Source organism: Streptomyces sp. NPDC050423 (assembly GCF_040655445.1).
In the GTDB taxonomy this organism is placed as follows: domain Bacteria; phylum Actinomycetota; class Actinomycetes; order Streptomycetales; family Streptomycetaceae; genus Streptomyces.
In genome coordinates this window covers 31466-55832 of sequence record NZ_JBFAJY010000040.1, presented here as the reverse complement: position 1 = coordinate 55832, position 24367 = coordinate 31466, and the positions used below count along the sequence as shown (strand labels likewise).

17 protein-coding genes, 1 pseudogene and 1 riboswitch are annotated in these 24367 nt (G+C 69.0%); of the genes and pseudogenes, 8 read left to right on the top strand and 10 right to left on the bottom strand.

The window, feature by feature from the left end:
- Nucleotides 1-10 precede the first annotated feature (10 nt).
- Complete coding sequence (locus AB0I52_RS26185) at nucleotides 11-1987, top strand: beta-galactosidase (RefSeq protein ID WP_363076508.1); 1977 nt, start codon at nucleotides 11-13, stop codon at nucleotides 1985-1987.
- Nucleotides 1984-4236, top strand: a complete 2253-nt coding sequence (locus AB0I52_RS26180; RefSeq protein ID WP_363076506.1) for a glycoside hydrolase N-terminal domain-containing protein — start codon at nucleotides 1984-1986, stop codon at nucleotides 4234-4236. Before AB0I52_RS26185 ends, AB0I52_RS26180 begins: the two co-directional genes overlap by 4 nt.
- 115 nt (nucleotides 4237-4351) lie before the next feature.
- Here AB0I52_RS26180 and AB0I52_RS26175 read toward each other — a convergent pair whose 3' ends face one another.
- The 5 genes from AB0I52_RS26175 to AB0I52_RS26155 form a co-directional block, all read right to left on the bottom strand.
- Nucleotides 4352-5359, bottom strand: a complete 1008-nt coding sequence (locus tag AB0I52_RS26175; RefSeq protein ID WP_363076504.1) for a LacI family DNA-binding transcriptional regulator — start codon at nucleotides 5357-5359, stop codon at nucleotides 4352-4354.
- A 327-nt stretch (nucleotides 5360-5686) separates the two neighbouring features.
- The gene (locus tag AB0I52_RS26170; RefSeq protein WP_363076548.1) at nucleotides 5687-6877 is read right to left on the bottom strand and encodes a cytochrome P450; all 1191 of its coding nucleotides are present in this window, start codon (nucleotides 6875-6877) and stop codon (nucleotides 5687-5689) included.
- 62 nt (nucleotides 6878-6939) lie between these two features.
- On the bottom strand, nucleotides 6940-8235 hold the full coding sequence (locus AB0I52_RS26165) for a cytochrome P450 (protein ID WP_363076502.1): 1296 nt from the start codon (nucleotides 8233-8235) through the stop codon (nucleotides 6940-6942).
- Nucleotides 8236-8496: 261 nt separating this feature from the next.
- Nucleotides 8497-8889, bottom strand: a complete 393-nt coding sequence (locus tag AB0I52_RS26160) for a hypothetical protein (RefSeq protein WP_363076500.1) — start codon at nucleotides 8887-8889, stop codon at nucleotides 8497-8499.
- A gap of 49 nt (nucleotides 8890-8938) precedes the next feature.
- A riboswitch (SAM riboswitch) is annotated at nucleotides 8939-9048 on the bottom strand.
- Nucleotides 9049-9190: 142 nt separating this feature from the next.
- On the bottom strand, nucleotides 9191-11257 hold the full coding sequence (locus AB0I52_RS26155; protein WP_363076498.1) for a phosphocholine-specific phospholipase C: 2067 nt from the start codon (nucleotides 11255-11257) through the stop codon (nucleotides 9191-9193).
- A gap of 332 nt (nucleotides 11258-11589) precedes the next feature.
- Between AB0I52_RS26155 and AB0I52_RS26150 the strand changes: the two genes are divergently transcribed.
- From AB0I52_RS26150 to AB0I52_RS26135, 4 genes are all read left to right on the top strand, one after another.
- A complete protein-coding gene (locus AB0I52_RS26150; protein WP_363076496.1) occupies nucleotides 11590-12174 on the top strand; it encodes a hypothetical protein in 585 nt (194 codons plus the stop codon).
- Between the two features lie 74 nt (nucleotides 12175-12248).
- Entirely contained in the window at nucleotides 12249-12866 is a 618-nt protein-coding gene (locus AB0I52_RS26145; RefSeq protein WP_363076494.1) for a hypothetical protein, read from the top strand.
- 213 nt (nucleotides 12867-13079) lie between these two features.
- Complete coding sequence (locus AB0I52_RS26140; protein ID WP_363076492.1) at nucleotides 13080-14750, top strand: DUF262 domain-containing protein; 1671 nt, start codon at nucleotides 13080-13082, stop codon at nucleotides 14748-14750.
- Between the two features lie 207 nt (nucleotides 14751-14957).
- Nucleotides 14958-18263 carry a type ISP restriction/modification enzyme gene (locus AB0I52_RS26135; RefSeq protein ID WP_363076490.1) on the top strand — a complete coding sequence of 1102 codons (3306 nt, stop codon included), beginning with the start codon at nucleotides 14958-14960 and terminating at the stop codon, nucleotides 18261-18263.
- A gap of 10 nt (nucleotides 18264-18273) precedes the next feature.
- Here AB0I52_RS26135 and AB0I52_RS26130 read toward each other — a convergent pair whose 3' ends face one another.
- Together AB0I52_RS26130 and AB0I52_RS26125 are read right to left on the bottom strand one after the other, a co-directional pair.
- Nucleotides 18274-18657, bottom strand: a complete 384-nt coding sequence (locus AB0I52_RS26130) for a hypothetical protein (RefSeq protein ID WP_363076488.1) — start codon at nucleotides 18655-18657, stop codon at nucleotides 18274-18276.
- 118 nt (nucleotides 18658-18775) lie between these two features.
- Entirely contained in the window at nucleotides 18776-19009 is a 234-nt protein-coding gene (locus tag AB0I52_RS26125) for a hypothetical protein (RefSeq protein WP_363076486.1), read from the bottom strand.
- A 12-nt stretch (nucleotides 19010-19021) separates the two neighbouring features.
- Between AB0I52_RS26125 and AB0I52_RS26120 the strand changes: the two are divergent.
- A pseudogene (locus tag AB0I52_RS26120) lies at nucleotides 19022-21075 on the top strand (type I restriction endonuclease subunit R); the annotation flags it as partial.
- A gap of 79 nt (nucleotides 21076-21154) precedes the next feature.
- Here the strand turns inward: AB0I52_RS26120 and AB0I52_RS26115 are convergent.
- Nucleotides 21155-21412, bottom strand: a complete 258-nt coding sequence (locus tag AB0I52_RS26115; RefSeq protein ID WP_363076484.1) for a DUF397 domain-containing protein — start codon at nucleotides 21410-21412, stop codon at nucleotides 21155-21157.
- Nucleotides 21409-22260, bottom strand: coding sequence for a helix-turn-helix transcriptional regulator (locus tag AB0I52_RS26110; protein ID WP_363076546.1), 852 nt, complete (start codon nucleotides 22258-22260; stop codon nucleotides 21409-21411). The genes AB0I52_RS26115 and AB0I52_RS26110 overlap by 4 nt, the downstream gene beginning before the upstream one ends.
- Nucleotides 22261-22407: 147 nt before the next feature.
- Here AB0I52_RS26110 and AB0I52_RS26105 point away from each other — a divergent pair, with 147 nt between their 5' ends.
- Nucleotides 22408-22872 (top strand): ATP-binding protein, encoded by a 465-nt coding sequence (locus tag AB0I52_RS26105; RefSeq protein ID WP_363076482.1) that lies wholly within the window; start codon nucleotides 22408-22410, stop codon nucleotides 22870-22872.
- Between the two features lie 18 nt (nucleotides 22873-22890).
- Here the strand turns inward: AB0I52_RS26105 and AB0I52_RS26100 are convergent, their stop codons facing one another.
- On the bottom strand, nucleotides 22891-24204 hold the full coding sequence (locus AB0I52_RS26100; RefSeq protein ID WP_363076480.1) for a hypothetical protein: 1314 nt from the start codon (nucleotides 24202-24204) through the stop codon (nucleotides 22891-22893).
- Nucleotides 24205-24367: the final 163 nt, after the last annotated feature.

The following is a 24367-nucleotide window of genomic DNA, read 5'->3' as shown; positions in this document are numbered from 1 at the left end:
GAGAGACGCCATGCCGTCCCTGCGCGACGCGGCCCGTGGCCGCATCCTCTTCGGAGGCGACTACAACCCCGAGCAGTGGCCCGAGGAGGTGTGGGAGGACGACGCCCGGCTCATGAAGGAGGCCGGGGTCAACTCCGTCACCCTCGGCGTCTTCTCCTGGGCCAAGATCGAACCACGCCCCGGTGCACGGGAGTTCGGCTGGCTGGACCGGCTGATGGACTTGATGCACGGACACGGCATCGGCGTCGTGCTCGCCACCCCGACCGCCTCCCCGCCGCCCTGGATGGGGGCGCGGCATCCCGAGACCCTGCCGCGCACGGAGGACGGTTCGATCGTCTGGTACGGATCGCGCCAGCAGTTCTGCGCGAGCTCCCCCGTCTACCGGGGCTACGCCGCCGCCCTCACCGAGGACCTCGCGGAGCGGTACGCGCACCACCCGGCGCTCACCGTGTGGCACATCAACAACGAGTACTGCACCCACTGCTGGTGCGACGAGACGGCCGCCCACTTCCGTCGCTGGCTGCGGAGCCGGTACGGCACGGTCGACGCGCTCAACGAGGCCTGGGGCACCGCGTTCTGGAGCCAGCGCTACGACTCCTGGACGGAGATCCTGCCGCCGCGCAAGGCGCAGTACACGAAGAACCCGGCGCAGGTGCTGGACTTCAAGCGGTTCACCTCCGACGCGCTGATGGAGTGTTACGTGGCCGAGCGCGACATCGTCGCCCGGCACACCCCGCACATCCCGGTGACGACCAACTTCATGCCGCTGTGGTCGGGGCAGGACGCCTGGGCCTGGTCGGGGCAGGAGGACATCGTCTCCGTCGACATCTATCCGGACCCCAGGGACCCGCTGGGCGGCCAGTACAACGCGATGATCGCCGACATGACGCGCTCGCAGGCCGCCGGGCCGTGGATGCTGATGGAGCAGGCCGCGGGTCCGGTCAACTGGCGGGGGGTCAACCACCCCAAGCCCGAGGGGCTGAACCGGCTCTGGTCGCTCCAGGCGGTGGCGCGCGGCGCGGACGCCGTCTGCTACTTCCAGTGGCGCCAGTCCCGGCAGGGCTCGGAGAAGTTCCACTCCGGGATGCTCGGCCACGCCGGCGAACACGGCCGCACCTTCCGGGAGATCAAGCGCATCGGGGCGGAACTGGCGTTGCTCGGCCCGGCCGTCGGCGGCTGCGCCGTCCGCGCCGAGGTGGCGATCCTGCATGACTGGGACTCCTGGTGGGCGGGCGCCCAGGAGGGCAGGCCGTCCTCGCTGCTGGACTACACGGAGGTCGTACAGCGCTGGCACCGGGCGCTGTGGGAGAACGGGTTCGCCACGGAGTTCGCCCGCCCCGACGCCGATCTGAGCCGGTTCAAGGCGGTGGCCGTACCGCACCTGTATCTGCTCACCGACACCGCGATCGACAACCTCGTGGCGTATGTGCGCGGCGGCGGGAGGCTGGTCTGCGGCTTCTTCAGCGGGGTCGCGGACATGGACGACCGGATCAGGCCGGGTGGCATGGACGCACGGCTGCGTGAGCTGTTCGGCATCAGGACCCTGCACGAGTGGTGGCCGCTCGACGCGGGCTCGGCCGTGGAGTGCGACGGATTCCGGGGCGGGCTCTGGTCGGAGGAGCTGGAGGCAGAGGCGGACACCGAGGTGGTGGCCGCCTACCGCGACGGTGAGCTGGCCGGGCTGCCCGCGGTGCTGCGCAGGGGCCGGGCCTGGTATCTGTCGACGCTGCCCGAACCGGAGGCGCTGCGCGCGCTGCTGGGCGGGGTGGCACGGGAGGCCGGCGCGGAACCGGTGCTGGCGGGGCTGCCCGACGGGGTGGAGGCGGTCCGCCGCGGCGAGCTGCTCTTCCTGCTCAACCACGGGCGGGCCGCGGTCACCGTGGCCGTGCCCGGAGACCTGGAGGACCTGCTGACCGGCAACGCGGTGCACGACCGCGTGGAGCTGGGCCGCCACGGCGTGGCCGTACTGAGAAGCGCGGCGCCGTGAGCGGCCGCACCCGGGCCGACGGCACCTGGGAGCCGCGCCCCGCCGTCCGCTGGGAGGACGCCTTCCTCGGCGGCAACGGCCGGCACGGCGCCATGGTGTACGGGGATCCGGTCGACGACCGCGTCATCGTCAACCACCACACGCTGGTCCGGCCCAACGGCAGCGAGCACACCCGTCCGCCCGAGCTCGCGGACCGGCTGGACCGGCTGCGGGACTCCCTGCTGGCCGGGGACACCACAGCCGCCGAGCAGTTCGGGGCGGGACGGCCACTGGCCTGGGTGCAGCCCTTCCACCCGGCGTTCCAGACCCGGATCCGCCCCACCCCCGCCTCGGCACCCACCGCCGATGGCGACACGGCGCTCGCCGGCTACCGGCGCACGGTCGACTTCGCCACGGGGGAGATCACGGCCGTCTGCGAGGGCAGGCGCAGCCGGGTCTTCGTCTCCCGCGCGGACGACGTGATCGTCCAGTCCGTGTCGGGCCCGGGGCTCGCGGTGGACCTGACCCTGGACCACGCCCTCCCCGGTGCCCCGCCCCGGCTGGCGGTCGGCCGCAGCACCGTGCTGACCCCGGGCGGCGGGCGGCTGGCGCTGCGGGTGGGCTACCCGGACAGCGAACTCGCGTACACCGGGGTGACCGTCGTCCGGGCGGACGGCGGCAAGGTGTCGGTGTCGGGTGAGGGCATCCGCGTCGAGGGTGCGCGCGGTCTGCTGCTGCTGACCCGGGTGCGGCGCCATGCGGGCGACCTCGACCTCGCGGCGGAGTGCGCCGCACTGCCGGGGGACGACTACCCGGCGCTGCTCGCCCGGCACCTCCCGCTGCACCGGCCGGCCTTCGAACGGGCCTCCCTGACGCTGGACGCCGATCCGGCCGAACGCGCGCTGTCCGGGGGCGATTTGGTGCGCCTGCCGGGCAGTCCCGCACTGCTGGAGCGGCTGTTCGCGGCAGGGCGCTACCACCTGTTCTCGTCCTCCGGTGTGCTGCCTCCCCGGCTGACGGGTCTGTGGACGGGTGACTGGGACACCGCGTGGTCGGGGGCGTTCACCACCAACGCCAATCTCAACCTCCAGATCGCCTCGGCGGCGGCCGCGGCGCTGCCGGAGGTGTCCTTGGCCCATGCCGCCCTGGTGTACGGCCAGCTCGGCGACTGGCGGGACAACGCGCGGGCGATCTTCGGTGCGCGGGGGATCGTCGCCCCGTCCCACACCGACGGCGAGTCCGGCCACACCCGCCACTTCCAGCGCGCGTATCCGCTGCATCTGTGGACGGCGGGTGCGGACTGGCTCCTGGAGCCGCTGCTCGAACACGCCGAGACCAGCGGGGTGACGGACCCGCGACTGGTCGACGCCCTGGATGAGGCCGCCTTGTTCTACGAGGACTTCCTGACCCGCACCGCCCCGGACGGAACCGTCGCCGTGGTGCCCTCGTACTCGCCGGAGAACCGGCCCGCCAACGCGAGCTGGGTGACGGTCAACGCGACGATGGACCTCGCGGCCGCCCGTCACGCGCTGACCGTGTCCGCCGACCGCTCCCCCACCCACCCGGCGTCCGCCCGGCGGCGCGCGCTGGCGGCCCGGCTCCCGGAGTTCTCCGTCAACAGGGACGGCGCGCTGGCCGAATGGGCGTGGCCGGACCTGGAGGAGAGTTACGACCACCGCCACCTCAGCCATCTCTACCCGGTGTGGCCGCTGGACGCGATCAATCCGTACGACACCCCGGAGCTGTCGGCCGCCGCGCATCGCGCGCTGGAGCTGCGCGGATCGGAGAACGACTCCGCCCACGGGCATCTGCACCACGCGCTGATCGCGGCGCGGCTGCGGGACGCCGTCCGGGCCTCCGCCGCGCTGGACGCCGTACTCGCGGGCGACTTCTTCCACGACTCCCTGATGAGCGCGCACTATCCGGGGCGCGACGTCTACAACGCCGACGCCGCCCATGCGCTGCCCGCGGCGGTGATCGAGTCGCTCGTCCAGTCGACACCCCGACGGCTGGTCCTGCTGCCCGCACCGCTCGCCGGCTGCCCCGGCGGTGAACTGCGCGGCATACGTACCAGGTTCGGCGCGGGCCTGGATCTGCGCTGGTCCGCCGACGGCACCGCGACCGCGGTGCTGCACCCCACCCGTGACGCCCGTGTCGATGTCCGCACGGGGGACGGCAGCACACTCACCGATTCCTCCGCCGGATCCACCGCGGCTCCGCTGGAGCTGACGGCCGGCGTGGACCGCGTCCTGGAACTGGAGCCGCGGTAGCACTCCCCTGGACTTCACGACGAACGGCTTCGGTGTCTCCGCGAGCTGAGCCGTACGCATCAGGAGCCGGCCCCTGCGCAGGGGCCGGCTCGTGCGCGCGCGCTGCCGTCCGGTGTCACCTCGGGGCGGGGCCGGTGCTCTCCCGTACCGTCAGCTCCGGTGCCAGCAGCTCCACTTCGTCCGTGCCGCGGCCGGAGAGCTTGGCGACGACCTGTTCGACCGAGCGGCGCCCCATCTCCTGCGCGGGGATGGCCACCGAGGTCAGCCGCACCGATGCCTGGGCGGCCACCTGCTCGGGGCAGATCGCGACCACGGACACGTCCTCGGGTACGGCCCGGCCCTGCTGCCGCAGGAGGTTGAGCAGCGGCTCCACCGCCGACTCGTTCTGCACGATGAAGCCGGTGGTGCCGGGTCGCTCGTCGAATATCCGCGAGAGGGTCTGGGCCATCGCCGGATAGCCGCCCTCGCAGGGCCGGTGCAGGACCCGCACCCCCGCCTCCCGCGCCTTGGCCCGTACCCCGTCGACGGTCCGCTCGGCGAACCCGGTGTGCCGCTCGTACACCGCGGCCGCCTCACCGATCACCGCGACCTCACGGTGCCCGAGGCCGGCGAGGTGCTCCACGCAGAGTGCCCCGGTCGCCTCGAAGTCGAGGTCCACACAGGTGAGTCCGTCGGTGTCGGCGGGCAGTCCGATGAGCACGGCCGCGCGGTCGGTCCCGCGCAGCAGCGGCAGCCGTTCGTCGTGCAGCTCGACGTCCATCAGGATCATGGCGTCGGCGAGCGAGCTGCCGGCGATCCGGCGTACCGCGGCGGGACCCTCCTCACCGGTGAGGAGCAGGACGTCGTATCCATGAGTGCGGGCCGTGGTGGCGACCGCGATGGCGATCTCCATCATCACGGGGACGTACATGTCGGTACGCAGCGGCACCATGAGCGCGATGATGTTCGACCGGCTGCTGGCGAGCGCCCGCGCGCCGGCGTTGGGGTGGTAGCCGAGCTCCTTGATGCTCTGCTCCACCCGCTCCCGGGTGGGTACCGAGATGGACCGCTTCCCGCTGAGGACGTAGCTCACCGTGCTCGCGGAGACTCCGGCGTGCTGTGCGACCTCGGCAAGGGTGACCATTCAGCTCTCCATCACGGAACGACGTCGGACACCGGCACGCATACCGGCCTGCACCGGCAGTCTCGGCCAGATGTGGCGAAGCGCTTCGACTTCCCATCATTTGGCTGCGACATGCACGGATGATGCGAGCCTAGACCCGCACGCACAGCGTGTCCATAGAACAGTCGAAGCGCTTCGACTCGCTGCCACCAGCCGTCGCCGACCGCGCCGTCGCCCGTAGGGCCAACGCCACGATATGCCGGACGGCCGGCCCGGGACATCTGGGGGACTCACGCGGCGCACGGGCGCGGTCCGCATCGGTCGCATCCGGGCCTCGCCCGGGGGGGCTCAATCGTTGAGCAGTACGGGGAAGGCCTCCATGTCGTTCTGCGTCATCACCGGAAGCTTGCGGATATCCGCGTCCGGCACCGCGAGCCGCAGTGCGGGGAAGCGGGTGAAGAGCGCCGGCAGGGCTATCCCCGCCTCGACCCGGGAGAGCGCCGCCCCGGGACAGATGTGCGGGCCGTGGCCGAAGGTCATGTGCCGGATGGGGGTGGGGCGGGTGATGTCGAAGGCGTCCGCGTCGGCGCCGTGCTGCTCGAAGTCCCGGCCGATCACCCGGTAGGAGATGACCACGCCCTCGCCCTTGGCGATGACGTCGTCACCCACCTGGATGTCCTCGGTGGCGAACCGCATCAGCAGATGGGTGGTCGGGGTGTCCCACCGCAGCGTCTCCTCGATCACGGTCTCCCAGGAGACCTCCCCGTCGAGGACCATCCGCAACTGTTCCGGGTGCGCCAGGAGGGCTCGTACGGCGTTGAGGATGAGCCCGATGGTGGTCTCGTGGCCGGCCGCGACCATCGCCTTGAGGTTGCCGACCACCTCTTCCTCGGTGAGGGGCTCGCCGCCCTCCTCCGCGAGGATCAGCGCGGAGGTCAGGTCATCGGTGGGGCTTGCCGCCTTGTCGCGCACGAGCCCGGTGTAGAAGACGTCCAACTCGGCCAGCAGGGACAGCCGTTCGTCCTGCGGGGTGAGCATCGAGAAGAAGGCCTTGTACTGCCTGGTCAGCATGGCGTTCTCGGCGGGGTCCACGCCCATCAGCATGCCGACGACCCGCATCGGCAGCGGCTGCGCGAACACCGACTTGAGGTCGACGACGGCCCCGTCCCTGCCACCGTCGGCGAGCGCGTCCAACAGCTCCTCGGTGAACTTCTCGATGTCGGGCCTGATGGCCTCCAGCCGGCGGGGCGTGAGCGCCTGGGAGGTCTTGGTCCGCAGCCGCCGGTGCTCGGCGCCGTCCACGGTGAACATGGACCGCCCGGCGTCAACCATCCCGATGAGCGGCCACGCGTGCGTCACCTCGCCGCTCTGCCACAGCCCCCAGGCGTCGAGATCCTTCACCAGCCGCGGGTCGACGAGGAGTTCACGTGCGTCGGCATACCGGGTGATGGTCCAGGCGGGTACGCCGAGCAGCTCGATCCGGGCGAGCCGGCCGGCGTCGCGCAGCCTCGCCGTCTCACCGTCCAGGTCCTGGACCATGGGGTCGATGACGACGGTCCCGCGGTCCGGGTCAGCTGTGTGCGCGGCGGCGTGAGGGCAGGTCACGAGAGGTCTCCTGTCGTACGAACGGGGGTGAACCGGACGGGGAGCGAGGTCGTCCCGCGCAGAAACGCGGAAGGCCGCCGTACGAGGTCCGCGACGGCGACACTGAGATCAAGGTCGGGCAGCCGGTCGAGCAGCACCTCGATACCGGTGCGCGCGATGGTCTCGGCGATCTCCTGAGCGGGGAAGGGGCACCGGTACTCGCCGTGGCTGAAGGCGAGATGCGCGCCGTTGCCCCCTTGGGCGGAGCCACCGGTGCCGGACAGGCTCTGCCGGATCAGCGGATCGGTGTTGGCGGCGCCGAGCCCGAGCAGCAGCATGTCCCCCGCCCTGATCCGCTGCCCGCCGAGCTGGGTGTCCCGGGCGGCCCAGCGTCCGGCGAGGATCTGCGTCGGCGCGTCCTCCCAGAGCACCTCGTTCATGGCCTCGGCCACGCTGCGCCGCCCGCCCGCCATCGATTCGGCGAACTCCTCCTCGGTGAGCATCAGCCGCAGCGAGTTGCTGATCCAGTCGGCGGTGGTGAGGTGCCCGGCGGCCGTGATGGCCATCAGGTCGAGCATGTACTCCTCGTCGGTGAAGGCCTCGGGGAAGGCGAGCATCCGGGAGGTGACGTCGTCCCCGGGCTCGGCACGCTTGGCGGCGACCAGCCGCCGCATGTGCTCCCCGAAGCGCAGATGGGCCTCCTGCGCCCCCGGACCGCCGTCGGCCAGGTCCTTCAACACCTGGGCGATATCGGCGCCTTCGTCATCGGGGAACCCGACCAGCCGCGCGAGGACGAGCACGGGTAAGGGCTCGCAGAAGTCGGCGACGAGGTCGGCGGTGCCCCGGCTGCACACGGCGTCGATCAGCCGGTCGGCCAACTCCTCGCAGTGGCTGCGGATCTCGAACGGGTCGGTTCCTTCGAGGGCGGGTCCGACCATCCGGGCGTGCCTTCGGTGCTCGTCCCCCGCGCTGAAGTAGATGGACGGCAGCGGCCGCCCGACCATGGGCAGCAGCGGCCAGTCGTCGGGGATGTGCTCCCACTGGTTCCACAGGCCGACATCGCGCGGGAACAGCTCGCCGTCGCTGGTTACTTGATGAAGCTCGCGGTATCCGATGACCAGCCATGCGGGGAACCCGCCCGGCAGTTCCACGGGGACGACCGACCCGTGATCACGGCGCATGACGCGGTAGACGGCCCGCGGCTCGGTCTGGAACGAGGGCCCGCTGAGCGGCACGGCCCCCGGCCTCGCGTGTGCGGGGCACGCAGGAGGGGGCGAGGCGGGCTCGGGCCGTGCGGAGGATGGGCGCGTCATCGTTCTGACTCCTGTGGGCGGAAGCTTCACGCGTCACGATCATGCGATCAACGCACGCCCACTATAAGGATTTTATGTGACGCCACGGCGGTCAATGGCGATCAAATGTGCAGCCGGAGCGAAGCAACCGGCTGACATCTCAACACAATTGACCAACATCTTCAGGTACCGCCCCGGCCACCCGGAGCCGGAGGGCGGCCGAGCGCGCCCGGGAGAACAGACAGAACAGACAGGGCTTGAGCACCCCCGGCCCAACCCGGACTACGACTGCCCGGAACCCTGGACGCCGCACAACTTCCCGCCCTCGAAGGCGACGTTGACGATCGCGGCGACCGGGCTCTCGCCGTCCACCAGCTTCAGCGCGTGCCACCGGGACAGCCAGTAGACGCGTCCACGATGACCGGCGAGTGTCTCCCGCAGCGCATCGGGAGAGTGTGTCCAGACCGCTGGAAGGCCGTCCGCGTAGTCGAACGCGGCACGCAGTCCGACCCATCCGTCGTCCCGGACGTCACCGGCGCTCAGCAGTATCTCGACGGCCTGACCGGGCTCCTGCCGGCACTTCTTGGCATGGATCCAGTGCACCTGATGGCCTGCGGCGTACCGGTCGCAGCCGTCGCTCCGCACGGAGCCGTTCTCGGTGAGATGACGCAGCACGGTGAGTCCCGCCTTCCGGGGATGATGGACCCCGAGCGCTCTGCACCGCGGTCCGCTGTTCCCCGTACCTCGCGCACGGGGCAGGTCGTCACCCGGAGCACCCGCAGCGGAGCGGGGTGCCGTCCAGCCAGCCGGGGCTGCGCGCTGGAACTCATGACCCGACGAAAACCCTAACGCACCCGTGGGGCGGACCCCGACGGGCGGCGCCGCCCAGCCGACGGGTGGTCAGGAGCGGCACCGGAACGGGCCGACCCCGACCCGATCTCCCGGCCCTCCCCCGCCACCCCTGCCGGCAGCTCGATCAGCCCGTGGCGAAGCCTGGGTCGCTCGTCCCGGCCTCGCCCGTCTCGATGTGTCCGGCGAACCGCCGAAGGAACGTGGCGTCCGCGTCCGAGACCACCGTGATGTCGTACCAGCGCTTGCTTCCCCGCAGGTCAACGGTGTGCTTCACGGTCGCCCCCGGACGCACCGCGAAGGTCTGCACCCCGCCCCCATAGGTGTCCGCGATGCGCACGGTCAGCTGGACGGTACCCGTTCCGGTATGGGTGAGAGTGAGGTCGAGCCCACCGCTCGACGGGTCATGACGTGTGGTCACCTCCGGTCCCGCCGCCTTTCCGGGCCCCCGGAAGGCGCGCAGGAACCCGTTCGGACCGTGCACGGTGAGGTCGGTCACGTCATTGGAGTAGGCCGTGTTCCAACTGTCGGAGAGCGCCTTGCCCGCCTCGGTGGTGTAGGTCCAGGGCCCGTCGGTGCGGTTCGCCGACGTCACCAGGAACTGCGCCCCGGCCGCGTCGCCGCCGCTGAAGGTCAGTTGGTACTTCCCGGAGGCCGGGTCGGCCGCCCCGTCCACGAGGGGCGCGTACCGCAGTGGCCGGGTGGGCCGCGAGCCGGGCTCCTGATTCGGCACACTGCCGGAGACCGGCGGCACCGGTACGTAGTCGGGGTGCCGGTCGCCGTCCGGCGGCGCGTATCCGTCCGTGGAGGGCAGCGAGACGGGTGCGGTGTCGGTACGGCTGAAGTCGAAGGCCGAGGTGAGATCACCGCAGACCGTGCGCCGCCAGGGGGAGATGTTGGGCTCGTGCACACCGAACCGCTCCTCCATGAACCGGATGACGGAGGTGTGGTCGAAGACCTCCGAGCAGGAGAACCCGCCGGTGCTCCACGGGGACACGACCGTCATGGGCACGCGCTGACCGAGGCCGTAGGGCCCTGCCGCGTAACGGATGTCGCCGGGGAAGTGGTCGGCGGAGGTGTCCACGGTGGAGAGCCCCTGCGCGGCCCCGGACGGTACGAACGGCGGCACGACGTGGTCGAAGAATCCGTCGTTCTCGTCGTAGGTGACGAAGAGGGCGGTCCGGCCCCACACCTCCGGATCGGAGGTCAGCGCGTCCAGCACCTGCGAGATGTACCAGGCACCGTAATTGGCAGGCCAGTTGGGGTGCTCACTGTAGGCCTCCGGCGAGACGATCCACGAGACCTCGGGGAGCGTCCCGGCCCGGACATCGGCCTTCAGGTCATCGAGGAGCCCGTCACCGTTCTTGACGTCGGTACCGGTGCGCGCCTTGTCGAAGAGGGGGTCGCCGGGCTCGGCATCACGATAACTGTTGAAGTAGAGAAGCGAGTTGTCGCCGTAGTTCCCCCGATAGGCATCGTCGATCCACCCCCAGGAGCCGGCGGCGTCGAGCCCGTCGCCGATGTCCTGGTAGACCTTCCACGACACTCCGGCCTCCTCCAGCCGCTCGGGGTAGGTCTTCCAGCCGTACCCCGCCTCGTCGTTGCCCAGCACGGGCCCGCCGCCGGTGCCGTCGTTGCCGGTGTACCCGCTCCACAGGTAGTAGCGGTTCGGGTCGGTCGAGCCGAGGAACGAGCAGTGGTACGCGTCGCAGACGGTGAACGCGTCGGCGAGCGCGTAGTGGAACGGGATGTCCTCACGGTTGAGGTGCGCCATCGTCGTGGCGGTCTTGGCCGGCACCCACTGGTCGTACGCGCCCTTGTTCGACGCCCGGTGACCGCCGGCCCAGTCGTGGTTGAGGTCCTGGAGGAACTGCAGCCCGAGATCGTCCGCCGGCGGCCGGAACGGCAGCACTTCCTTGCCGAGGCCGTCCTTCTGGTGCCAGACCGGCTTCCCGCTGGGCAACGTGACCGGACGCGGGTCACCGAAGCCGCGCACACCCTTCATGGCGCCGAAATAATGGTCGAAAGAACGATTCTCCTGCATCAGTACGACGATGTGCTCGACGTCCTTGAGCGTGCCCGTACGGCCCTTGGCGGGCAGTGACGCGGCACGGGCGATGCTGCTCGACAACGAGGAGAAGGCGACCGTGCCTCCGGCGAGCTGCAGGAGGCGGCGACGGTTCAGTTCTGCCATGAGTGAGGGCCTCTGTGGGGTGAGGGGACGTAAGGGCGAAAGCGACTGGAGTGTTCCAGAATCGGTATGCCCCATGGAAGACCCTTGCAGTGTGCACGCGGTGGCGTTCGGTCGAACAATCGGAGACGGGACGGCGGGGGCTCCCGTTCGCAGCCCTGCCCGTGGCCTCCGCCGCCGCGTCCGGATACGCATGAATGCTGCGGGCCGAAACTGGACCGCGAGGTCGGTATGTCGGCATGTCGGTCATAGAGAGCGCGACCGGGCCGGTTTGCCGTGAGCGATCCCGGAAAGACGCGGAAGGCCAACTGCCCCTCAGGAAAGTGATGTTGCCTATGCGCGCAAGATCCGTACATACCTCCGGCATCCTGACCGCGGCGCTGCTGCTTTCGGCCGCCGCCGTCGCTCCGACGGCCGGCGCAGCCATCCGGGACACGGCCGGACCGCTGGCTGGTGGCGGTGGCGCCCCGCACTGCACAGTGAACGCGACGTCCGGCAGCGAGCGTTGCTATCGGACGTTCACGGAGGCCATCGAGGCCGCCGGCGGCGGCCGGATCACCGGGGCACCACGCTCCGCGATCGATGCGGTACGCAGTGACGCGTTCAACGCCCGAATGGCCGACCGGACGCAGGACGGAGTCATCCAGGGGACCTTCTTCGAGGACGAGCAGTACGGGGGTGCGTCCCTGACCATCTGGGGCGCCGAGCCGTGCGTGAAGGACGGCTGGATCAACTTCCAGTTCGACCTCGGGGACGACTGGAAGAACCGCATCTCCTCCGTACAGCCCTGGGGCGACTGCGCGCTCTGGCTCTACCCGGAGCCCGGACTGAACGGTGACCGGGACGGCCCGTTCGAGAACAACAGCCCAGCCATCGGGTCGCTCATGAACGACCGCACCCAGTCCATCGGTTTCAGCTGACCGCCCGCCCCACCGGGCGCTCGACTTCCCTCTCCCCCCCACACAGGCACGATCACCCCCCACGGAGATCACCCATGACAGTGAAAATCCGGCTCCCCCTGCTTCTGGCGGCGCTCGTGACCGCGGGCAGCGCCGTCCTGGCCGCTCCGGGCACCGCCCTCGCCGAGGACCAGCCCACCATCCGCGAACTGCTCGACAAGTGCGACAACGGGACCGACAGCTGCGTCTTCCACCCCGACGGAGCGCCCCAGATCTCCATGGGCGAGGCCCACCAGGTGGGTGACTCGGCCTTCAACTGCACCCCGGACACCCAGACCTCCACCGTCGGCTGGTCGGACACGACAGGCGAGTCCAACAGCGTCGGCGTCTCGCTCACCGCGGAGTACGGCTTCTCGCTCGTGTTCAAGATGAGCATCACGACCTCCTACGGACACACGTGGGAGAGTTCGCACACCGAGTCGGAGCTGACGGCCGTGAACGTCCGGCCGGGCGAGGTCGGCTGGGTGACCCGCGAGGCCCAGCTCCAGCACGTCAGCGGGACGTACGAACTGCACTTCCCGGACCGCTTCTACGGGCACTACTACTGGTACGCGCCCTTCGACGCGACCGGTCCGATGCCGGACGCGCCGAGCACCAAGACGCAGCACACCCGGGCGATGACCGATCAGGAGAAGTCGGAACACTGCGGCTGACAGCGCCCAGCGCGCGTCTGCCCGGCCAGAGGCCCGCCGCAAGCCCCTCCCTCCCTCGGACGGGAGGGGCTTGCGGGGCTGCAGCTCCGCGAGTGCCAAGGAAGCCTGTTCCCCTTCCTGGCCGGAACACCCGCCCAACCCGCACCCCCGTCACTCCCCGCTGTTCCGCAACTTCGCTGCGAAGCCGCCATCCGGTGAGGAATCATGCGGATCATGGCTCAGCTCGAAGCGCGCGAAGTGCCGCTGCACAAAGTCTTCTGCAGTGACTACGACTTCCGGATCCCCGACTATCAGCGCCCCTACGCATGGCAGCCCGAACAGGCCCAGCAACTCCTCGCCGACCTTGAGGAAGCTCTTCTGAGAGGTGACGGGGAGCCCTACTTCCTGGGCTCTCTGGTGCTCGTCAAGGACAGCGGCTCCGCCGGGGCCGACGTCATCGACGGCCAGCAACGTCTGACAACCTTGACCATCCTGTTGGCCGTGTTGCGGGATCTGGCACAGCAGCCCGACGTGGTGACCAATCTCGTGGCGATGATCTCCGAGCCCGGGAACACGGTCCTCGGGCTGAAGGCCAAACCCCGGCTCAGCCTTCGCCCCCGGGACGCCGACTTCTTCCACCAGCACGTCCAGACGGCCGGCTCCATCAGCACGCTCCTCAAACTGAACCCCCACAACCTCAGGACGGACGCGCAGAGGGCCGTCCAGGCGAACGCACTGGCGCTGCACACCACCCTGGCCTCCTGGAGCGACGAGCAACGCCTCTCACTGTGCAAACTGATGGGAGTCCAGACGTTCCTCGTCGCCGTCAGTACCCCTGACCTGGACAGCGCCCACCGGATTTTCAGTGTCATGAACTCCCGGGGCCTTGACCTGTCGCCCGCCGACATCTTCAAGGCCCAGATCATCGGAGAGATCGACGAGGAGGTCTCGGAGACGTACGCCAGGCGGTGGGAGGACTCCGAGGAGAGTCTTGGCCGCGAGGACTTCTCCGACCTCTTCTCCCACATCCGCATGATTTTCTCCGGCGAGCGGGCACGACAGGAACTGCTCAAGGAGTTCCAGAGCCAGGTCCTCGTCCACTACAAGGGCGGTCGGGCCAAGGAGTTCGTGGACCAGGTACTCGTTCCGTACGCCGAGGCGTCCGCGGTGATCCGCGACAAGGCGTACGCGGCCGGAGACGGATCACCGCAGATCAACCAATGGTTCCGCAGACTGCTTCTGCTGGACAACAACGACTGGTGGCCGGCTGCACTCTGGGCGCTGCGGTACCACGGGGACGATCCGGCGTGGCTGGGTTCGTTCTTCCGGTCGCTGGAGCGTCTCGCGGCGAGCATGTTCGTCCGACGTATTTACACCACTCCCCGTGTGTTCCGCTTCGCCGAGCTACTGAGTGAGCTGACCGCCGGCCAGGGCCTCGACGCCCCTGCCTTCCTGCTGACCGAGACCGAGCGGGCCGAGACACTGCGCCGGCTCGACGGCGAGGTCTATCACGAGTTGAGGACGCGGCGGTACATCCTGCTGCGGCTCGACGAGTTGGTGTCCGAGGACGACATCGTGGCGACCTACGACGCTCCGCGCATCACGGTCGAGCATGTGCTCCCCCAGAACCCCGATCCCCAGTCGCAATGGCATGCGGACTTCACCACGAACGAACGCGCTCTGTGGACGCACCGGCTGGCCAACCTGGTGCTGCTCAGCCGTGCCAAGAACTCCCAGGTCCAGAACCTCGACTTCACCGCCAAGAAGGATCGGTACCTCAAGCGGGGCGTCATTACGTTCCCCCTGACCACACAGGTACTGGGTCAGGACACCTGGACACCGGAGCACCTGGAGAAGCGCCAGGCGGAACTCCTCGGCCTGCTCGCCGAGGAGTGGCGGCTGTAACGGCTCAGTGAGGGTCAGCCGGCCGCCGTGGCCACGATGGACAGAGCTGGAAGACAATTGTCCGTGATCGTCGGCTCTCGCCCGGCTCGGTCGGCGAGGGACCTGACCCGATACCGGCCACCCTCTACGCCCTGTTGACACTCCGTTGCAGAAGGCGAACCATGCGTAGCGGGGATCACCGCGTCTGACTCGACCCGTGGGGGGCATATGTCAGAGGGGCTGTACGGCTGGCTTGTTTCTGCTGTGTCGGAGTTCGGCCGGGCATCGCAGGTCAAACTTTCCGGCGGTGGTGGCCCCGAGGCTTCGATCCGCGGTCCACTCGAAGCCCTGCTCAAGGTCGTCGGTGAGCGGAATCAGTTGCACGAAGTCAGCTGGCACGACGAGTACTCGCTTCCCGAGCTGGGCGTCCGGCCCGACTACGCCGTGCGGGCCGGCGGCGAGCTGACGGGCTACATCGAGCTCAAACGGCACAGCCTTCCGTTGGACCCCACCACGTTCAACAAGACCAATAGAGAGCAGTGGGAGAAGCTGTTGAATCTCCCCAACGTGCTCTACTCCAACGGAACCGAGTGGCGGCTGTACCGCGACGGGCAACAGTTCGGAGAGACGGTCTGGTTCAACGGTTCGCTGAAGAGCGCGGGCGCGGCACTGTCCCCGGTCGATCCGGCTGCCTTCGACGCGTTGCTCAAGGTGTTCCTCAACTGGAAACCTCCCGGGATCTCCAACGTGTCGCGGCTGGTGCAGCACATCGCCCCGTTGTGCAGACTTCTGCGGTTGACTGTCATCGAGCAGCTGGCCGGCGAGCGCAAGTCCTCGGCTGCGGACGACGACGTGCGGGCCAGGCCGTTCACAGGGCTCAAGACCGAGTGGCGCAGGCTGCTGTTCCCCTCCGCCGACGACGCGACCTTCGCGGACGGCTACGCCCAGGCCGTGACCTTCGCGCTCCTGCTCGCGCGCTCCGAGGGGCTCCTCAAGCAGGACGCCGCTCTCCATGACATCGGCCGCAGCCTGGACGCCGAGCACGCCCTCATGGGCCGGGCGCTGCAACTGCTCACGGACAACGTCAACGACCGCTTCGGCGTGACGCTCGAACTGTTGCAGCGCACGATCACGGGTGTGAACTGGCCCGCCATCCGGGCCGGCAACCGGGATGCGTACCTGCACCTGTACGAAAACTTCCTGACCGTGTACGACCCGGCGCTGCGCCAGAAGAGCGGCTCCTACTACACGCCGCACGAGGTCGTGGAGGAGATGGTCCGGCTCACCGAGGACGTGCTCCGCACCCGTCTGGGGCGGCAGGCCGGCTTCGGTGAGGACGACGTACGCATCGTGGACCCGGCCATGGGGACGGGCACGTACCTGCACACGATCATCGAGCGGGTGGCGGAGCAGGCCGCCGACCGCTACGGCCCGGCAATGGCTCCCGACGCCATAGCCCGGCTCGCCTCACGCCTCTACGGCTTCGAGGTGCAGATGGGCCCCTTCGCCGTGGCCGAGCTCCGCACCTCGGACCTGCTCAAGCGCCACCGGACGCCGGTGCCCGAAGGCGGGCTGAACCTCTTCGTCACGGACACCCTCGACAATCCCTTCGTCGAGGAGGAGTACCTGTACACGCACGACGCACTGTCCGCCTCGCGGCGCCGGGCCAACCACATCAAGGCGAACACACCCGTGACAGTCGTCATCGGGAACCCGCCGTACGACGACAAGGCGGAGAACCGTGGCGGCTGGATCGAGAAGCGAAGCGGTGGCCAGGAGGCGCCGCTGCTGGACGGCTTCCGATTCCCGGGCAACGGCCGTTACGAGCACGTGCTCAAGAACATGTACGTCTACTTCTGGCGCTGGGCTGCCTGGAAGGTGTTCGACGCCCACGACACCGACCGGCACGGAGTGGTCTGCTTCATCTGCCCGTCCGGTTGGACGACCGGCCCCGGCGGGCGCGGCATGCGGGAGTATCTGCGTCGGACGTGCGACGAGGGCTGGATCATCAACCTCTCGCCGGAGGGGCAGCGCGCGGATGTGGCCACGCGCGTATTTGCGGGGGTTGCTCAGCCGCTGGCCATCTGCGTCTTCGTCCGCAAGGCGACGGGGGAAGCCGGCGGGCCGCGCGCGGCGCGGGTGCACTACCGGTCCGTTTCGGGCAGACGCGAGGAGAAGTTCGGGCAGTTACGTGGAGTTGAGCTGGATGACGAGGGGTGGAGGGACACCCATTCCGAAGGGGTGCGGCCCTTTACCCCTGCCACCCGGTCGGGTTGGGAGGAATTCCCGGCGCTGGACAGCGTGTTCCTGTGGGGCAGTCCCGGCGTCAAGCCGAACCGGTCCTGGGTCAGTAGCCCGTCGTCTGAAGTCCTGCGGCGTCGGTGGGCACGTCTCGTACGCGAAACCGACCCAACGAGCAAGGCGGAGCTCTTCAAGACCACCCCGGACCGTACGTTGACCGGCAAGCAAGAGCCGCTTCCGGGCAGGGCCCACTCTCCGCACGCAATCGGTCACGAAGGCAACGTCCAACCGGAGTTGATCCGCACAGCATTACGCAGCTTCGACAGGCAGTGGCTCGTCGCGGACAACCGCGTGCTCGACCGTCCGCGCCCCGATCTTTGGTCCTCGCTCCAGCCCGAACAGCTCTTCCTCAACCAGCAGTCGACGCACCGGATCGAGTCGGGGCCGGCCGTGGTAGCTACCCATCTCATTCCGGATACTGATCACTTCAACGGCCGAGGCGGCCGCACCATACCGGTCCTGCACCCCGACGGCTCCCCCAACGTCGCGAAAGGCCTCTTGACCCACCTGACCCGCACGGTCGGCGCACCGGTGGCCGCGGCGGATCTGGCCGCATACACCGTGGCCGTCACAGGTCACAGCGCGTTCACCGAGCGCTTCGCCGAGGAACTGCTCACTCCCGGGGTACGTCTACCGCTGACCCGCGATCCGGAACTGTGGCGCAGAGCCACGACCCTCGGCGGCGAGCTCCTCTGGGCCTCGACGTACGGCGAGCGCTTCGCCGCCCCCGATGCCGGCCGCCCCGCCGGCGCGGTCGAGTTCCCCTCCGGCGACGAACGACAGGTTCGCTACCTCACTCATATCGGCAACAGCGTTCCGGAACGCATGAGCTACGAGGCCGAGACGCAGACCCTTCGCATGGGCGAGGGCACCTTCGCCCCGGTCCCGGAAGCGGTCTGGGCCTATCACGTCGGCGGCATGAGAGTCGTGAACAAGTGGTTCGGCTACCGGAAGGCGAAGCCCACCAGCAAGCGGACGAGCCCTCTGGACGACATCCATGTGGACAGCTGGCCACCGGAGTGGACCAAAGAGCTGATCGAACTCCTCTCCGTGCTCCGCCGCATCACCGACCTCTGTCCGGCACAGGCCGACCTTCTGACAGACATCCTCGCCGGCCCCGTGGCCACGCACGCCGAGCTCGCTGAGGCCGGGGTTCTGCTCGCTTCGGAAACCGGCCGCAAGCCGCGGCACCGTCCGACGGACGGACTGTTTCCGGCGGACGATGTCGCATGACGTCGGCGACTCAGGCCGATCGCCGGGCAGCGCCGCTCAGGGCCTCTTCAAAAGTGACGGCCCCCTGAGCGAGCCGCCGGACCGCCAGCGTGAGTTGCGGCGCCATCGTCTCGTGCGCTTCAGCGAGCCGGGCGACCTCGCTCAGTCGCAGCTCCGACGACTCGTACAAGCGCCGGTAGTGCACAGCTGCTCCCAGAGCGGTGACCACCAGTTGGTCGTCCCGCCGCTCAATCAGCTTCAGCCAGCTCAGAAGCGGCACGTCATCGAGGATCTGCTCCGAATCGGTCCCTCGTGCGGCGGCGGCCTCCGCATCGCCCGTGCTGATACCCGGGTCGCGCAGGGGAGCAGTGGCCAGCTGTGCGAGGAGACGCCACTGCACGTCGGTGAGGTCCACATGGGGTAGGGGGACGGAGAATTGCATGCTGTCATGCCTAGCACATGGCATGCACGGCCCGGATCCGGTTGGCCGATGACAAGCGGCCCCGTGCCCTTTCGGGGCAGTGGATGCTTGGTCAGCCGGCCGTGCCGGCCGTCCCGATCCGGGCGTAGAGCGTGAGGAAGAGTTCGAGTTCTGCTCTCTCCTCGGAGCTCTCCCGTCCCGAAGCGAGGCGGCCCGGTGCCGCTTGATTGACACGGTGCAGGTGGCCGATCTGGTCCAGGTGATGCCAGAGGAGCCGGAAGGTCTGCTGGTGGTCGTAGAGGCTGGTCTCGTACGACCGCGTGATGACGTGGCGGGCCTGAACCATGAGGGACTGGAAGGCCTCGTCGTGAAGATCGACGAGCAGCACGGGGCCAAGGGCGCGCAGTTGGCCAAGGCGCTCTCCCGGGACACCGGCAAGATCGTCACGGTCACCCTGCACTCCTTCCCGGCCCTGCTCGACTACGTCAAGCGCAACCCCACCGAGATCCAGGGCTCCAACTTCGCGATCATCGTGGACGAGGCGCACTCCTCGCAGTCGGGCGGCGCCGCCACCGACGTACGCAAGGCCTTGCGCGACCTCGGTCTGGACTCCGACTCCGACGACGCGGGCGCAACGGAGGCGCAGGCGGAGAAGCCGGCTCCCACCCTCCAGGAACAGTTGGCGCAGGAGGCCAAGCACCGCTCCATGGCCTCGAACCTCTCCTACTTCGCGTTCACCGCCACCCCGAGGACAAGACCCTCCAGCTCTTCGGCACGCTTCAGGACGTCCACGGCGAGGCGAAGTTCCGGCCGTTCCACACGTACTCGATGCGGCAGGCGATCGAGGAGGGGTTCATCCTCGATCCGCTGCGCAACTACGTCACGTACGAGACGTACTGGAAGCTCGTCAACAAGAACCCCGACGAGGTGGAGGTCGACCCGACCAAGGCGAACCCCCTGCTCGCCCGGTACGCGCTGACGCACGAGTACACGGTTGCCCAGCATGCTCAGGTGATCGTCGAGCACTTCGTCGCCCATACCCTCGGCCGACTGGGCGGCCGCGCCAAGTCGATGGCGGTGACCGCTTCGCGGCAGTCCGCCGTTCAGATGGCCCGTGCCATCAAGAGCTACCTCGCCGACCGCGGGTACGACACCAAGTACCCCGAGCTCGGGGTACTCGTCGCCTTCTCCGGCTCGCTCACGATCGACGGCAAGGAGACGACCGAGCCGAAGGAGAACGGCGGCATCTCCGAGAGCGCCCTCCCGAAAGCCTTCGCGTACACGCGCGCCGACGACAAGGCGATCCGCTCCGGCGGGAAGGGCCAGCAGGAGTACCGGATTCTGGTCGTCGCCGAGAAGTACCAGACCGGCTTCGACCAGTCGCTCCTCACCACGATGTACGTCAACAAGACGCTCAGCGGCATCGCGGCCGTACAGACCCTGTCCCGGCTCAACCGGACCGCCGACCGCAAGGCCCAGGCGGACCTCGCGGTGCTGGACTTCGTCAACAAGGCCGAGGACATCCAGGACGCTTTCCGTCCGTACTTCGAGGAGGCGATGACCCTCCCCTCCGACCCGAACCTCCTCTACCAGGCGCAGAGCCGGGTCATGTCCGCGCCCATCCTCGCGGCGAAGGAAATGGACGAGTTCGCCGAGGCATACTTCGAGGCCCAGGAGAAGGCGGCCGGCTCGCAGGCCAAGTGGGAGAAGCTGCATGCGGAGCTGTACCGCATGCTCTCACCCGCCGTGGCCCGCTTCACCGACCTCCAGGCGAGCGACGACGAGGACGACGAGCAGACCGCCGAGGACTTCCGCGCCGACCTCAACGACTACGTCCGCAAGTACGGCTTCCTCGCGCAGATCGTGCCGTACCAGGATGCCGAGCTTGAGCGGCTGCACCTGTACGGCCGCCACCTCCTCAACCGGCTGCCACGCCGGGCGGACGGAGGTGTGGACATCGGCGAGGTCGACCTCAGCCACCTGCGGGTGGAGCAGACCGGCGAGCACGACGTCAGCCTCTCCCCCGAAGGTCCGACGACCATGCCGGGGTTCGGCGACGGCACGGGAGGAGCGCAGGAGCCCGAGAAGTCGCTGCTGTCCGAGCTGATCGACCGGTTCAACAGCAAGTTCGGCACCGACTTCACCGAGCAGGACCTGCTGCCCGCCTTCAACGCGACCGTCGCGGACTCCGAAGTGCGCCGCGTGGCCGTCGTGAACGACGAGGCGAACTTCGGCGAAGTCTTCGACGAGGTCTTCGCCGACAAGGTGGAGGAGCACGTGGGCCTCATCACCGACCTCGGCAAGCGGTACTTCGCCCCTGACAAGGGCTTCCAGTCCTCCCTGAACCGCAGCGCCCGCCGCGCCGCGTGGCGGATGATCCGCCGCGAGGAGGGCGTGGACGACGCGGCGTGACGCCCACGTCCAGATGAGCATCCGGGGGCCCGCCGTTGCGCCTGCGCGGCGCACGGCGGGGCCCCGGACGTTGTGTGCGTCAGCCCGCGACGAGGCCCACGAACCCGGCCCATGCGCCTGGACCGACGGTCAGTATGGGGCCGCTGAGCTGCTTCGAGTCGCGGATGTGTACGTGGGTGGCTGCGGCGGTGAACTCCACGCATTCACCGCCGTTGCCGGTGCTGTAGCTGCTCTTGCGCCAGGCGACCTCTACGCACTCGCCGCCGCCTCCGCTGCTGTAGCTGCTCTTAAACCAGGCAGCCTCCGGCACGAACGGCTCGATGCCCTGTGCGCTCATGCTTCTCCCATCAATTGCACGATCAGTGCCAACGACTCGCTCGGCGTCAGCGCTTGTGATCGGAGGATGCCATAGCGCGCTTCGAGCTCGCGAACCTTGGTCGGATCGGTGTACAGCCGGCTGTCGTCCTGGACTTCGGTGTACGCGACGCGTTGCCCTTTGTCTGTGTCGATCAGCGTAAACGGCCCTCCGAGACCCGCGTGATCTTCACGGTTGGTCGGCATGACCTGAATCTCTACGTTGCGCAACTGCCCAGTCAGCACGATCTGCTCCAGGGCGTCGCGCATGACCTTCCTCCCGCCGATCGGCCTACGGAGGACGGCTTCCTCGATCACGAAGCTCATCAGGGGAGCCGGGCTTCGGTCAAAGATGTCCTGCCGCACCAAGCGCGCTTCGAGACGCTGGGCGATCACGTCGTCGTGGAGCAAGGGCCGCTGCATCTGGAAAACCGCTCGCGCATACTCCTCAGTCTGCAGCAGGCCCGAGACCGCGCTCACCGCGTACACGCTCATAGCCGCTGCGCGCGCCTCCAACCGCGCCATATCCCGGAAGAACGGCGGATACTGCGCCCGCGCAAGCTCCTCCTTCAACGCCATCAGCAAGCCCCCGGCGTCCAGCACCGCGTCCGCCTTGTCGATGAACGCGGGCTGCGGGATCCGCCGCCCCTGCTCGAACGACGCGATGGACGGGGCCGCGTAGCCCACCAGCTTGCCGAACTCCGCCCGGTCCAGCCCCGCTCGGAGGCGTAACAGCTTCAGCTGACGCCCGAACGCCATCATCACCCCGGATCCCGGCTCGCCCTCCGGCCGTTCCCCCGTCTCCGCGCCCGAACCCGACTCCGCGTCCATGTCCGCGTCGCCCCGTACCACCGTCATCGCCACACCGCCTGTCCCACGCACCGACGTACGTACATGCAGACCGCCTCCGCGTACAAGCAGTCCGCGACGGCGCGTCACCTGTTGTCACGCTACGCCACCGGGCGACACCGTGGAGTCATGAACAGCAATCCCCCACTCCCCCTGCGCCCACTTCCCACCACCCAACCCCGCTTCCCCTGGCACCACTTCTCGATGCGCTTCAGCTCCACGCCCCGCGGCGCCCGTCTCGCCCGGCGCCTGGCCGGCGAGAGGTTCGACGCCTGGGGCATCCCGTACGGCAGCGACACGCACGACGCGCTGACGCTGATCGTCGCCGAGCTGTGCGCCAACGCGGTTCGCCACGGGCTCGTCCCCGGCCGCGACTTCCGCCTGTGCCTGTCAGCCGAGGGCGCCGCCCTGCGCATCGAGGTCACCGACACCCGCGGGGAACGCATCCCGGCACTCACCCAGCCGTCGGACGCCCCGGACGGAGACGGCGGTCGCGGCCTGCTCCTCGTGGCCACGCTCGCGGACCGCTGGGGCTGGTACCCGTGCGCGGACGGGCCGGGCAAGACGGTGTGGGCCGTTCTGGACCCGAGGTAGGCGTCAGGACCGCGTCCCCTACACCGACACGGGCACCGCAGGGAACACGACCACCGAGCCGTCCTTGTCGCGGGCGATCTCAATCGCCACGTCCGTCGTGCGGCCGTTGACCATGCCACCGTCGCCCAGCTTGTGAATCAGGTTTGCCGAGCGCATCAGGCGCTCGACTTCACCGGTCGTGAAAACGGGCCGCAAGCCGCTCGGGCGTGCCAGCTCCAGCTCCGACAGGCGTTCCAGGACACCGGCGATGCTCGTCTCCAGTGTGTGGAGACGCTGATGGTCGGCCTTGAGTGCCCGCGCGAAGTTCACGAACAAGTTGTCAGGTTCGCTCTGTGCGTGCTCGACGGCCTGCAGGACGATGACCCGCTGCTTCAGCGCAATGGCCAGGGCAGCGATTTCGAGGTGGGTGCGGAACCTGCCGCCATGGTCGTCGACGCCGGGAAATGACTTGGTCAGCGTGGTGATCTCGACGGCCCGTCCCTCGGGCAGCTTGTCGAGTGCGCTCTGCCATCCGGCGAGGCGGCGGTCAGCGGCGCCGAGCGCCGTGTTGATGGCGTGGACTGCCGAGTCCAGTCCCAGCGAGGCACCGAGCTTGCCCTGGTCGAGCAGAATGGCTGTGGCCTTGTCGATGGCGTCGCGGCAACCGTCGAGTTCGCCGTGCTCGTCGTCGAGCTTCTGCTCGTGCAGCTGCTCCAGCAGTTCCGTGATGTGCTCGACAGCCTGCTGGCGCTTCTGGTCGGCGTACGCGCTCACCCCCACCGCTACGGCCATGAGCACGAGCGGCGCGGCCACGGTGAGCGCCATGCTGCCGGTGGCCGCGACGCCGGCTGTTGCACCGGCTCCACCGACTGCGCCTGCTGCTGTCGCTTGACCGACTGGTACGAACGTCGTCTGGGAGGCGATGCCCGTTGAGTTCACGAGTGCACTGTGGATGCCACCGGCCGCCGCCTTCGACGCCATCGGGCGAACGATGCCCTGGCCGAACTGGGCGGCAACCTTCGCCGGAACCACCATGCGGAACAGGCCTTCGCCGGTAGCGGTCGCCCTGGCCGCAGCAGAGGAACTCCGCGCTGATTGCGTGATGAGCTGCGACAGGTGCTGTGCCAACGGGCTTACCGAATCGAGCGGGATGCCTCGGCTGCGGTCGAGCCGGCCGGGCAGCGGATGTGCCTCAAGTGTGGCAATCGGCTTGTCCGCCAGGCCTGCCAGCACGCTGCGCAGTTCAGCCAGGCGCTCAGCTGTCATCGGCTCGTCCCCGGCCACTGCGGGCACCCGGACGTCACCGGTCGCCAGCGTCCACACCGGCACGTTCGCCTTGCGGTAGTCGATCATCGTCTCCCCCTCATTTTCCAGCGACAGACTACGGGTGACGTCCGACAGGGACGGCATGAACCTTGCGGTTCAAGTACCGGAGTCGCCTCCCGGTGACCCGACGTTCCGGCGGCCACCCCGGCTGACCGGAAAGCGGCGTCCCGGACGCCCCTGCCCCGCTCCC